Raw genomic sequence first — 13,820 nt, forward strand, 5'->3', positions numbered from 1 at the left:
TTTTTCTACTGCATTTCTATCCCCGATATACATAAACCTGCACATTTTTCACCCACAATTACCAGTTTATAATTACCCGCGTTAATACTCGTCCCCGTTGTGGTAACCACCATTCCCGACTTGTTTTTGGCTACCGGTTTAAAGCTTAAATCTTCTTCTTTCATCACTGTTCCATCGGCGGCAAGCAAGTTCATTTTTGCAGTAAAGGCCGTATCGGTTGAGTTGTAATACTTTATGCGCAAAGCATACAAATCAGCCACACCTGGGGTAATGGTAAATGACGTGCTCCCCCCTGCATCCTTTTCAAACCGGATTACTTTTTTACCGGCCAAAGTATCCCTGGCTATGCCATCACCCTGTATATCAGCGACATCAGCCTTATAACTTATGGTTTTACGAAGATCGGTTGCGGGTTCAAGTGTAGTTACCGGCAAAACAGCTACGGTGTACATGTATTTTCCTTTATTAGCACCTAATTGCACCATGCCATCCTTTTTAAATCTTTTGCGGTAAACCGGGAGCTTATACCCGCCATTGGCATCATTTTCTATGTACAAACCGGTAACTTCATAATCATTTAACCATGCTGGCCTTTGTGCCGGGGCAATATCCATCGCCACAAATACATCCGCATCAGCAGTTATATCAAACGATGCAAACTGCTTATTATCAGAAAGATCAGTACAAATCCAGTCAGCCCCAAAAAGTACAGGCGGCAGGTTACTGAAGCTGATACCGGCGTTCACATACTGCTTTTGGCCCACATCCATCCAACTTTGTAATTTCCATTCGCCGACTGATTTTAAATGTGTTATTATGCCGCTGTTGTTTGGTGCCGCATGTACCTTGCCATTTAAAGTACTGATAGCAATTGCAGATATAAGAGCTTCACCAGCAGGTACATTTGGGAAGCTTATGTTTATTTTACCGCCTGTGATGTGAGCTGTGATTGTTTTCTTTAGTGCGCAGGCATAACCTGCTTCTTTCCAGATGTCCAGGTTTTTGATCTTTGTTTTGCCGTTAATAGCTACATCAAATAAGCGCCAGCCGGTACAGGCCATCCCGCCGCCTGTGCCATACCATGGTTCGGTAAAATATAACTCAATACGGTAATCGCCATCGGGCACCGGGAAGTTAAACTGCAATTTGTCCATCCCATACCTAAATGTTTGAAACAATGGGCTATCATTTGTTCTGCCAATATTATCAAACGTGCGTTGCTGGCTGGCAAAAAAGGCAGGCATATTCGGATAATCGTCCGTCCATGATAATGAGCCCGGCTGGTTTTTATTATCCTGATGCTTATCGGCCATCCATAAATTACCAAAACTGTCTTTATAATCGGGGCCTCCGCAATTTAACCTATACAGGTAATTGTAACCGACCGCAGGTTTGAGCAGCGCTGAATTTGCTGATCTATCCGAATTTAAATACGGAGCAGCTGGTAAATGATTGAGCACCACCTGGTCATGCGCAACGGATTTGCCATTTACATACCCAACCGCGTACAAAACGTTATATTTTATATCCACACCATCCCACTGAAAATGAGTACCTACCCCGCGTTTTTTCTTTTTACCAAGCGAAATATGCTGTATAGCATTAAATAATTCTACCTCGTCGCAATTGGAGTAAACTGTAATGCTATCTTTTTTACCCGCTGTTAACCAGCGGTCGGGCCATGTATGGGATACAATGTAAACCATTGGTTCTTTATCTTTTGGCGCATAATTGGCCCGGTACATATAAAACGCGTCGGTTGGCTGCCCCCAGGGTGTAAATAAGCCTTTATAGTTAACCGGCCCTACCCTGTCCAACTCCCGCTGGCCTTCGCCGCCTTGTGTGCGGCCAGGGTTTTCATGCGAGTAGAGTAGCCATTGAAAATGCCCTGCAACCTGGTCTTGTACAGAATCGGCCAGACGAACTTTAGTCTCCATCAGCTGTGTCATTCGGTCCTCACTAAGCGGACCGTTTTGGTTAGAAGGCCCTTCTGTATGTAAACCGAGGCTTCTCCAGGCACCATATTCGCCCACGAGGATCTGTTTTTTGAGGTCTTCGCCGTAGCTTAACGGGTTGCCACCATAAGTGCCGGTCCAGTTTTGGGGCACATCCCAATCGGTGCCCTGGCCACCGTTACAGGTGGTTATTTTGCGCTGCAATGATGCTGTAGGGTCAAGCTTGCGGATGATTTCGCTGCATTCACGGGCAAAATCGGCCGGCAGCTTACTTTCATTCTGCAAGCCCCACAAAATAACTGAGGGGCTGTTACGACGCTCTTTGATCCAATCAACCAGCAATGCCTTATAAGCAACCCTGAATTCCTGTGTATCAAACCAGATATGCGCCGAATATTGCGGCCACCAAAGGATGCCCAGCCTATCCCAATATGTTTGATATGCCAGATTATGCGGTTGGTGCGCATCCCTGAACGCATTAAAACCCGCAGCCTTTACCTCCATCACCCTTGCATTGATTTCCTCACCGGTAAAAGCCTGGCTCTTACCCATCAGGTGCTCATACTCGGCAATTCCATTGATAAACACCGGTTTGCCATTCAAATAAAAACGGTTATCGTCATTATTACGACCAATTGGCCAGCTTATCCAGCGGATGCCATAGGAAGTGGTTGTTTGATCCACAAGTTTGCCATTTTGCCAAACCTGGGTAATTAAATTATATAAATACGGATTTTGTAAAGACCAAAAATGTACACCGGCTATAGCTTTTAGTAATTGCTGTACCACAACAGTTTCGCCGGGTTCAACTTGTTTTGAAGCGTTAACTTCTGCAACTACTTTTCCTGTGGCTTCAACCAGTTTATTGCTAACACTGATGGAAGACGAGTGCTTACTGTAATTTTTTACTTCTGTTTCGAGATTAAGCGTGGCTGATTTTTCTGATACGGTAGTATCATTCCAGATATGTACGCCAAAAGGCTCAATACGCGTGGGACCGGTCACAATCAAATGCACCGGCCTGAAAATCCCCATAGGCTGCGACCCTTCAGAAAAGCCCGGATCATCCGAGCAGCCGCCACAAACCCAGGGCAGGTCTTTTATAAATGCCGGATGATCTGCCCGAACACATAGCAGGTTTTTACTCCCTGTTTTTATCGCGTCGGTAACATCCAATGTAAACGAAGTACGCCCACCGGCGTGATAACCCACCTGCACGCCATTTAGCCAAACAGTAGCATAAGAACCCACACCCTCGAACCATAAAAAGTAGCGCTTATTTTGCTGCTTTGCAGGCAGAGCGAATATTTTGCGGTACCAGGCATACCCATGCCTGTTTCCATGTTTTAAACGGCGGTAGCCTTCATATCCATCCCAATTGTGCGGTACTTTTACAGTTTTCCAGTTTTGATCTTTAAAGCTGCCCTGTTCAAAGCCCGGATAAGCCTTTACGTTATTATCATCGGCTATGGTATGCCAATTGGTGTTTAATAAAATCTCCTGCCTGGTGTTATTTTGAGCAAATGTCGGAGTTATCAAAAAAGCAAACACCAGGCATATAAAAAGCGTTAAAACCGGATGGTGATTAAACCCGGGAAACTGTTTTTTAATATGACCATTGTTTACCTGCATTCTTCCTATAGTTGTTTCAGATCAGCGTTAAATTGGTACGACCGGCCTTTTTGCGTATTGATGCTGATGGTTTTATCATGATAACGCAACCGACAAATCCCGCCGACTTTTGATAGCACTTGTACCCTTTGTAGCTGCCCTTTTTGCCAGTTAAAGTTCAATTCAAAACCACCACGGGCGCAAATGCCTTTTATACTTCCCTGCGCCAAAGCGGATGGCAGGGCTGGCAGCAGTTCAATATCATCTCCCTGACTTTGCAGCAACATTTCTGATAAGCCAGCGGCTCCGCCAAAGTTTCCATCAATCTGAAAAGGCGGATGCACGTCGAACAGGTTATGGTAAACGCCCCCTTTTTCTTTGCCAGAGCTCACATCAGTAGGCGAAAGCAGTTTGGTGAACATCAGGTATGCATGATCGCCCTGCTTCATCCTGGCCCATATATTTACCTTCCAGGCAATACTCCAGCCTGTGCCTTCATCCCCCCTATAAAGCATAGATTTTTGGGCCGCATGCATCAGGTCCGGTTTTTTCCAGGTGATATCTGTACCGGGGAACACGCCCCACATATGCGATACATGCCTATGTGTATCGGCAGTATCGTCCTTATCTTCCATCCATTCCTGTAGCTGACCATATTTGCCAATTTGGTTAGGCGCTATCTGATCATATTTTGCTTTCAACGTATCGGCAAAAGCTTTATCAATTCCTAAAAGGACTGACGCTGCTATGCAATTTTTAAATAAATCGCGGATGATCTGGTGATCCATAGCAGGCCCCGCTACCAATCCGCCATGTTCAGGCGAATTGGAGGGGCTGCTGATAAGGTAACCGGTCTTAGGATCTTTCACTAAAAAGTGCACAAAAAACTCCGCCGCCCCCTTCATTTCGGGATAAGCGCGGTTCTGTAAAAAACTTTTATCCTTAGTATACAAATAATGCTCCCATAACTGGTGGCAAAGCCATGCACCGCCGCTTACCCAAATACCATGATTTGAAGCATTTACCGGAGCAGTGCCCCGCCACAGGTCGGTATTATGGTGCAGCACCCAGCCCGGCGCGCCGTAATGTTCTTTTGCTGTTTGCCTCCCTGTTTTAGCCAGGTCATCAACTATTCTAAAAAATGGCTCGCTGCAGGCCGAAAGGTTCAATACCTCGGCAGGCCAATAGTTCATCTGTAAATTGATGTTGGTGGTAAATTTACTGCCCCATGGCGGGGTAAGCAGATCGTTCCATAGGCCCTGCAAATTAGCGGGACCATTACCCGGGCGCGATGAAGATATCAACAAATACCTTCCATATTGCGTGTACAGTGTGATAAACGATGGGTCGGGCGTATCCCTGAACTTCAGGATCCGCTCATCTGTAGGCAAATCAGCAGTGATGCCTCTACCAAGGTCAATAGAGAATGTTTTGAAGATTTTTTGGTAATCTTTTATATGATCTGCCTTTATAACCGGGTAGCTTTTATGGACGATGCCTGCTATTTGCTTTTTGCAGATGGCTTCCGGGTTGCCGGATACATCATGATAATTCTTGAAATTTGTTGCGGCGGTTAAATAAAACGTAGCTTCATTGGCACCGGTAACTTTAATATTGTTTGGCGTTACCAGCACTTTGCCACCAACAGTCTGCAGATGCAGGTAACTTACCCCGCGTAATACCCCATCATGTACTTTTAATGATAACGCCAGGGTATGATCATCAACCTTGCGGGTAATAAAATTTTTATGCAGGCTTCTCATCAGGGCCTTTACCGTAATACTGCCCGGCTTATCAGCAGTTAAATGAATAGTTATTACCTGGCCGGGGGCGCTTGCCAGGTACTCGCGGGTGTAGTTTATTCCATTAGCCTTATAGGCAACATGCGCCGTAGCATTTGTGATATCAAGGTCGCGTTTGTATTCACTTATTGTTTGCTTGGGGAATTGCAGGTACAAATCGCCAAAAGGCTGGTAATCGGCATTATAACGGGGGTAAGCTGGCGGGTTATCATCTTGAATCCAGTATTTCCACTTTTTGGCAAGTTTTATGGATATCGCGACATTTTCGTTAGCTCCTTCCGGATAAATCATCATTTCTTTTGCAGCACTGGTAAATCCGCCTTTGTCATTAAAATTGATTACTTGTATAGCTAACTGATTAGTCCCGATAATTACATTTTTTGCCGGGATGATATATTTGCGATAGGCCGTTCCATTAGTTGTTCCAACCTGATCGCCATTCACATAGGTGAAATCAACATCCCGTATGCGACCAAGACTCAGCACGAGATTTTTTCCTTTCCATTCAACGGGTACTTCAAAAGCTGTCCTGAACCAAACCGCACCATTTAAACCCTCAAAGCCAGGTGTTGTTTCCCAACCTTGCAGAGTAGGCAGCGTAACTGTTTTCCAGGAATCGTCATGGTAAAGTTCATCCTGCGGAAGATAAAAAGAGTGCATCATTTTAACCCAGCGGGCAGAATCGGCAGTATACGTAATTTCATTGCTCTTCATTCCCATAAAATGTTTTTCGGCAAGTGCTTCTGCTTCGGATTGTTTGCCGTCAAACAAGAGCTGGCGAATAGGTTGCAGGTATTTTACAGCGCCTTGCCGCTCATAGGCGCGCGGACCGCCCGTCCATAGCGTTTGTTCATTAAACTGGATCCTGTCTTCTTCCACTCCACCAAATATCATGGCACCTAAACGACCGTTGCCAATGGGTAAGGCATCCGTCCATTTTTGTGCAGGCTGCCTGTACCAGAGTTTAAGGTCTGATTGGGCCCGGGCTAAATGACTGGCAAGCACAAGCGTAATTGCAATAAATAAATATTTTAAGACCGGCAGTTTGGAGTTTTTCATAGCACTGTTTAGTTAAATAACCAGCGTAAATCTTTAATGTTACCGGTATTGCTCAATCCGGCATCGTAAACCGGGATATTGGCATCATCATTAACAATACCTAAAATTAAACAAGCGCCTTTACCCAGCGTAAGCGTGTTGGTGCCCGCCTTAAACGAATAGGTATGCACATTAACCGGTGGCAAACCTTCTACCTGTATGGCATTGGCAATCTTTATATCTGCCTGGCCGTAATCGTTGGCACTGGCATCTGTTTCCAGTTGGGGTTCCGGCAGGTATTTAGGGTCTTTCTCATTAAAAAAGCCCACCAGCACCTTAACAGGTTTGGCGTTGGTAAAACTTAATTCCGTTCCGTTTTTTAGCTGATCTGCCTTAATTAATTTTAAAGGCTGCAGGTTTACCAGCTCAGGGGCAGCATTTTTAACTACTACAGCAGTATCAGCAAATACCTGCTCACCGTTACTCAATTTGTAAAAGGTGGTACCCTTTGTTTTAATTTCAGCCTGCGCGTTGCTCAGGCTTATCTTATCGGCTTTTTTTGCCGCCACCTGCGGCGATTTCAACGAGTCGATGTTATGTTTAAAGTTATCCAGTTCTTTTTGGTAAACAGGCAGCAGCTCCACCCAGGTTTTCATTTTGGCATCATTGCCGCCAACGGGAATTTTACGCTGCTTAGTTTGCATGCTATTGGCATACAGGTAAGTATCTTTGGTAAGATTAACCAGCTGCTTAAAATAATCCAGACTGGTTTGCAATTCAGGTAATGCCTTTTCCAGATCGGCAATGTTATCCGAATATTTGTACCGAAGCACCCATAATGCTGCTTTTGCTTTATAAGCATAGCTGTTTGCTAAAGCATTATAGCAATAAATGTCATTTTTAAACCTGTTAAATTCAGTTTTATCTTTTTTTATCTGTGCCGATGCCCGATCAATAGCCTCAACAGCTTTACGGCCCTGCACTATTACACTATCAATTACTTTAACAGGCGTTTCGCCGATGTGGCGCTGGTGTTTCCATTCCTTTTCGGCATACTCACTCATCATTTCGCCAACCGGCCCTTCAGAGTTATAAAGTAATGTGAACAAACCATATTTTTCGGGATTAACCAGTTGGCTCATCAACATGCCTAATGTCATAGTTTGCCGGTTGCCGTCGGTAATACCAAAGCGCCTGAGCAGTTCCGGGGCTATCTCGCCCGATTGCTCGTACGCTGCTAAAATATCCTTGCCATAGGTTTCATTACAGCCATACTTGGCGGCCAGTTGCTTAGCCCAATAATTCACCTCGTCTCCCATGCCACGATGGCTATCCCAGGCATAGCGTGCCCATGCCTTGTACCAAATCCAATCACGATCCAGTTGTAATAACCGCTCTCCACCTGTATTATCGGCTGTATAAGGCCAGTCCCAGTAAGATGCCTGTGGGTATATGTGCAAGCCATTTGCCCCGTAAACATTGTGCATGGCCAGCACGCATTTTTGTATAAAATCCGGCGAACCATAGCGGAAAGGCTCCAGGTTGGCCATGATGTGCACATTCTCTATTTGTACGGTGCCAATGCGGCTTAGCGTACGGTGCAGATCGGCCCATGGGCCATGCGGCTCATAGGTGGTAAGCGCCTCGCCATTATACTTAGCCATGGTATACAGGTTTTTATATAATGGTTTGGCGTATTTCATCACTGATGGCGCATCGCTATCATGCGCACGCAATACAATCGGCGGTTCGTCAGTGCGACCCAATGCTTTCAAGCCATCCTGTACGCCGGGAATAATGGTTTTGGTGAACCAGTCTATATCATCCTGCCCTACCCCTTCCATCGCTTCGCCAAGCGTGATTAACAAACCTACATTGGGGTATTTTTGTACGAAGGCCGCTATTGATTTACGGGAATAATCGGCAATTACGGGTACTATATGGCGGTTCCTGTCCTGTGTTTTGAGGTTATTTTTTTCAGCAAAGGGTTTAGATACGATGATGTTATAAAAGCCCTGGATCAGCCAGATGCCGCGTTTATCGGCCTCGCTCGCCAGGAAACGATAGATCTCCTCATTCTTTTTAAAGGTGGCGTCATCCACCTCAACAGCATAAGGATATTCCTTTACTTTAACCAAAGAGGCAAAGGGATGACCATTCCACAGGTATAAAGAGTTCATCCTGTTTTCGGCCAAAGAATCCAGGTAACGCAGCCAAAGTGCTTTATCATAAAACCAGGGAAAATTCTCGGGCGTATAAGGATATTCATAAGTACCGCGACCGGGCAATAATGCGGGTTTTTGAACACCAACACAAGCGCCGCGCAATACCATTTCGGGTTGATCGGTTATTGCCAATTTAACAGGTAAAGCATGCGCGCTTTTTATTCTGCCGGCCAACTCCAGGCAACCATATAAAGTACCGGAATTATCCGCGCCGGCTATGATAGTCGTATTATTGGTGCTATTAATTATAAATCCTTCTTTGCCGGGGAATTTCAGAATATCAGCATGTTGCTTTATCAATGCTCTTTTAATAACAGGATCCTGTAAAAGACCAACAAAAATGGCGTCACCGGCCATCGCTTTAGTATTTTGCTGTGTGGTAACTATGTAACCGGCCTGTTGCAAGGCTGACTTTAGTTTTTGAGCGCCATAATCTAATCGTTCGTGATGTTTTGTGGGCAGCACGATGGTTATTTTTTTGCCGGGGTCCTGGGCCTTTAATGAGGAATGAAAACAGCTGAATATCAGTATCAGAAGCGCAACGTAGCTATGGGTTATTTTCATTTTCATGTTTTTACATCATTTGCTACAAAGCCATTTCAGGGGGACGGACTTGGTATAGCAGGTTATGTTAAGATGGTATTAAGGTTGAACTTAATTGGTTGTATAACATTCAAAAATATCAGTATAGCATGGTAGTTTCATCTGATATTTTTCCCAGCTACTGTACGATATTACCATCATTGGAATTTTTGCAATCCAGAAAAGAGAGAACGTATGCTACAAATTAAACAGGCATCCTTACCAATACACGCTTAAGCTGTGTGCTATGCATAATTATTTTGCCATCGGCATAAATTATAAAACCTTTGCCTTTATGATATTTAGTGCCGGTTTTATCCCATAGGATACTGATATAATGACCATGGTAAAGCACATTATCCAATGCAAACCATTTCCATTGATTTTTAGGGATAAGCGGAAAAATCTCCAGCATATTATCGGCACGGGGCTTTAAGCCAACCAGATCATTGATCACCAGGTCGCAAAAACCAGAGTGGTTATAATAGCTGCTGCGCGGGTTATCGCCTTTAAGCCAATAGCCGGTTTTTTCGTCCTGGTACTCACCAAGATACGGTACTCCCCGCTTTATGTGTGATAAGGCATATTTATGCAGTTCGTTATAGAAAACAGCTGGGGTCATGCTGCCTTTGTTTTGATAATTGGTAAGTAAATTTGCCAGTCCTTTTAGGGTTTGGGTAGTAGCAAATGGCCAAACTGCCCCATCCCACTCACAGCCACGCCCCGTACCATGTGTGCGGAACAGCGGATGGCGTCTTTCGGCCGTGGTGATACCCCATGGTGCATTAAAACCTTTATCATCAGTTAATTGATCCCATTGTTTGGCAAAAGCGGGTTTATCATCGGGCAGCTTAAAATACCAGGGGATAAATCCCAATTCCTCACGGGCACCGGCAAAGATTCCATCGGGTCTGCGTGCCTCAAAAAACGAAGCAGAGTCGTTCCATAAACTATCCTGTACCAGTTTTTTCAGTTCGATAGCTTTTTGGCTGTACTTACTCTTCAACGAATCGATGCCAAGCAGTGATGCCATTTTTGATAGTGCCACAGCGTTACCATACATATAACTGTTAATGGTAGGTCTTTTATTCTTTACTTTTCGTGAGCCGCTAATGGATTCTTCCATGGCATCCCTTACATCAAACTGCCAGAACAGTTTTGAGGGCAGTTGCTTTTCGGTTTCCCACTGGCTGTAATCGGCATTTAGGGCAGGTATTACCTGTTCAATAAGCTTTTTATTGAGGTTAACCAGGTAATAGTTATAAACAGCGTCATCAATCCAACTGCTGAAGGCGTGCAAATGAGGTTTCTTTTGCTTTGGATCAACATAGAGCCAGAATTTGATATAGTCGTTTATATACTGAGGATCATGCAGCCAGCGGCCCTCATAAACCTGGTGACCAAGCGCACTGCTCGAGCTGTTGTAAACGCCCGTAAAACTTACCGGTGTTATAAATTCTGTAAAAATAAAACCATCCGGTGTTTGTTTCAGGTGTTTACGGAACGTCCACCAGCGGTAATAATATATTTTTTGAATGGCCGAATCGGGGCATTCAAACAGCGGTATGTTTTTGGCCATCCAATCATAAGCCCCATCATTGGTTATATAGTTCTTTACCGTCTCGGTATCTATTGCATTAAAGTAACTTACATAGGTTTTTAGCTTATCAAAGCTTAACAGTGGCTTTTGCTGCGCGTAAACACCACCTGACGCAAAACCAAGCACAGCTGTTATAAAACGAAATATGATAGTTCTCCTGTTCATATTTATACTTCAACCATAGCTTTAATTACCCCATTAGCAGGGTTTAGCCAGCTTTCAAACTGGTCTTTCACTTCATCAAATGTTACCCTGTGGGTAATATAAGTTTGGGGATTAACCAACCCGTTTTTCATGGATAGGATCACATGCTCAAAATCCTGACGGGTGGCATTGCGGCTGCTCATCAGGGTGGCTTCGCGTTTATGAAACTCCGGGTGACTAACAACAATATCGCCCCGTTGCAAACCTACCAGCACATACCTTGCGCCGTGTGCCATGTATTGAAAAGCGCCATTTATAGCGTTTTGATTACCGGTTGCATCAATTACTACGGTAGGCATATCGCCGTTGGTAATTTCTTTCAACCGCTCCAGGATATCTTCGTCCTTTACGTTAATTGTATGGGCAATCTTCAGGTTATCCCTGCAAAAAGCCAAACGCTGCTCGTTCACATCGGCTGCTATCACCACTCCCCCTGCTATGCGTGCAAACTCCATAATACCCAAACCAATTGGCCCCGCGCCAATAACCAGCACAAATTCTCCTGGCTGTACACCCGCCCGCCTTACGCCATGCGCGCCTATGGCCAATGGCTCGACCAATGCCAGTTCATCAAAACTAAGTCCCTCGCCGTGCACCAGTAAATGTGAGGGCACCTGCAGGTATTCGGCCATGCCCCCATCCGTGTGCACCCCGCAAACCTGTATGTTAACACAGCAATTGGGCTTAGCCGATCTGCAGGCAATGCAGTAGCCGCAATTAAAATATGGTATAAATGTTACAGCCTCTCCTTTTTCAAACCCATCCGCATCGCCGGCATCAAGCAGCTCGGCTGCCAGTTCATGCCCTAATATGCGGGGATAGCTAAAAAATGGCTGTGTACCCTCAAACGCGTGCAGATCCGTGCCGCAAATGCCAATACGTTTTATTTTGAGCATGGCATAGCCGGGTTTAAGCGCCGGAACATCAGCGGTGCCATACTCCAGCTCGCCGGGGGTAATACAGGTAAGTACCTTCATTATGTTATTTTAGATAAGAATCAAGATGTTAGAGTCAAGAATCAAGAGAAAGCAATAGTAAGATAAAGGCTTGGAAAACTTTTATGTTTTGACGCTTTTGGGCTGTCTTGATTCTTGGTTCTTGATTCTTAATATTGTTAATAATTGTAAATGTCTATAAGGATACGCCTCTTTTCCATGGGATAAAGTCATCCTGGCCATGCCTTACAGCGCTTACTTCAATTTCGCCGCCTGCTACTTTAATTACGTAGTCCAGGATCCTTTCGCCTGCCTGTTCAATTGTTTCATCGCCTTCTACTATGGTACCTGTATTAATGTCGATGATATCGCTCATCCGGTTAAACAAGGTGGTGTTTGTGGCGATCTTAACAACCGGCGCTATCGGGTTGCCCGTTGGCGTACCCAGGCCGGTTGTAAACAAAACTATATTAGCTCCCGAACCAACCTCGGCCGTGGTTGATTCCACATCGTTACCGGGTGTACACAGCAAATTCAAACCTGGTTTGGTAACTTTTTCAGGATAATCAAGCACATCTGCCACCGGTGATGTACCGCCTTTTTTTGCAGCTCCGGCAGATTTGATGGCATCGGTTATTAAACCATCTTTTATATTGCCCGGCGATGGATTCATATAAAAACCAGAGCCTGCTTCTTCGGCACGCTGGCTATAGCTACTTACCAGACTGGCAAAACGCTCGGCTTTATTTTTATCCAAACAACGATCAATCAGATTCTGTTCAACACCGCAAAGCTCCGGAAACTCGGACAAGATAACCGAACCACCAAGCGCCACCAGCAGATCTGACGTGTAACCGATAGCGGGGTTTGCCGAGATCCCCGAAAAACCATCAGAGCCCCCGCATTCCAGCCCTATAACAAGCTTACTTAATGGTGCCGGTTTACGAACGTACGTATTGGCCTGCATTAAGCCAGCCAGGGTTTGCCTTATGGCCAGTTCCATCAGGTCGGCTTCCTTCCCGGTTTTTTGCTGATCTAATATGTATAAAGGCTTATTGAAATTGGGTGAGCGCTTATTAATCTCTTCCTGTAGTATCCGTACCTCGGCATTCTGGCATCCCAGGCTTAATACCGTGGCGCCTGCAACATTAGGATGGGTAATATAACCTGCCAGTAAGCCGCACAAGGTAGTTGAGTCTTGCCGGGTGCCTCCGCAGCCGCCGGTATGCGATAAGAACTTAATACCATCAACATTAGGAAATATTTTATTACCGGTTACCTGGGCTGTATCGCCGTCAATTTCGGTATACAACACCTCATTGATCTCTCCGCCGGCCTTAATCATGCCTATCAGTTGCTGTGCTTTTATTTCATAAGTTTTTTTACGCCCGTAGCCCAAAGGCTTTACCAGCGCTTCCTGCAACACCTCAATATTGCGGTTCTCGCAAAACACCATCGGAACCACCAGCCAATAATTGGCTGTACCCACGCTACCATCCTCCCGGTGATAGCCGTTAAATGTCTGGCTTTGCCATTTACTTACATCGGGTTTATGCCAGTCGGTATGGCTGCTGCCGGTTAAAAAGCTGTTGGCTGCATGTACTACATTGCCGGTAGATAACAAACCGCCAACCGGGATAAGGCTTTGCGCTTTGCCTACTAAAACCCCGTACATAATGATCTCGCCACCCTGGGGAATATCGGCAATTGCAAACTTATGCTTGGCGGGTATAAATTCAAGTACTTTATAACTATTCCCCTTATACTCAACCTCTTCGCCTGGCTGTAAATCGGCAAGTGCTACCAGTACATTATCGGCAGGATGTACTTTTATAATTCGTTGTTTCATCGTTTTAATTTTTTAATAG

At 45.0% G+C, this 13,820-nt stretch carries 6 protein-coding genes; all 6 read right to left on the bottom strand.

Annotated features, from left to right (window positions below; translation table 11 throughout):
* Nucleotides 1-5 precede the first annotated feature (5 nt).
* The 6 genes from AC1DO4_RS07355 to AC1DO4_RS07380 all read right to left on the bottom strand — a co-directional run bounded on the left by AC1DO4_RS07355 (nucleotide 6) and on the right by AC1DO4_RS07380 (nucleotide 13,801).
* A complete protein-coding gene (locus AC1DO4_RS07355; RefSeq protein ID WP_477414355.1) occupies nucleotides 6-3,587 on the bottom strand; it encodes a malectin domain-containing carbohydrate-binding protein in 3,582 nt (1,193 codons plus the stop codon).
* A gap of 5 nt (nucleotides 3,588-3,592) precedes the next feature.
* Nucleotides 3,593-6,427: a glycoside hydrolase family 95 protein gene (locus AC1DO4_RS07360; RefSeq protein WP_477414357.1), complete on the bottom strand. Its 2,835-nt coding sequence runs from the start codon at nucleotides 6,425-6,427 to the stop codon at nucleotides 3,593-3,595.
* A gap of 8 nt (nucleotides 6,428-6,435) precedes the next feature.
* The gene (locus AC1DO4_RS07365) at nucleotides 6,436-9,201 is read right to left on the bottom strand and encodes an alpha-d-galacturonidase (protein ID WP_477414359.1); all 2,766 of its coding nucleotides are present in this window, start codon (nucleotides 9,199-9,201) and stop codon (nucleotides 6,436-6,438) included.
* Between the two features lie 217 nt (nucleotides 9,202-9,418).
* Nucleotides 9,419-10,978 carry an MGH1-like glycoside hydrolase domain-containing protein gene (locus AC1DO4_RS07370; RefSeq protein ID WP_477414361.1) on the bottom strand — a complete coding sequence of 520 codons (1,560 nt, stop codon included), beginning with the start codon at nucleotides 10,976-10,978 and terminating at the stop codon, nucleotides 9,419-9,421.
* A 2-nt stretch (nucleotides 10,979-10,980) separates the two neighbouring features.
* Entirely contained in the window at nucleotides 10,981-11,994 is a 1,014-nt protein-coding gene (locus tag AC1DO4_RS07375) for a zinc-binding alcohol dehydrogenase family protein (protein ID WP_477414363.1), read from the bottom strand.
* Nucleotides 11,995-12,148: 154 nt separating this feature from the next.
* Entirely contained in the window at nucleotides 12,149-13,801 is a 1,653-nt protein-coding gene (locus AC1DO4_RS07380; RefSeq protein WP_477414365.1) for a UxaA family hydrolase, read from the bottom strand.
* Nucleotides 13,802-13,820 lie beyond the last annotated feature (19 nt).

Source organism: Mucilaginibacter sp. P5_A6, from assembly GCF_056400585.1.

Bases quoted from the DNA above. Each gene is read 5' to 3' on its own strand.
- AC1DO4_RS07365 (WP_477414359.1), bottom strand. From the start codon at position 9,201: ATGAAAATGAAAATAACCCATAGCTACGTTGCGCTTCTGATACTGATA.
- AC1DO4_RS07355 (WP_477414355.1), bottom strand. From the start codon at position 3,587: ATGCAGGTAAACAATGGTCATATTAAAAAACAGTTTCCCGGGTTTAAT.
- AC1DO4_RS07380 (WP_477414365.1), bottom strand. From the start codon at position 13,801: ATGAAACAACGAATTATAAAAGTACATCCTGCCGATAATGTACTGGTA.
- AC1DO4_RS07360 (WP_477414357.1), bottom strand. From the start codon at position 6,427: ATGAAAAACTCCAAACTGCCGGTCTTAAAATATTTATTTATTGCAATT.
- AC1DO4_RS07370 (WP_477414361.1), bottom strand. From the start codon at position 10,978: ATGAACAGGAGAACTATCATATTTCGTTTTATAACAGCTGTGCTTGGT.
- AC1DO4_RS07375 (WP_477414363.1), bottom strand. From the start codon at position 11,994: ATGAAGGTACTTACCTGTATTACCCCCGGCGAGCTGGAGTATGGCACC.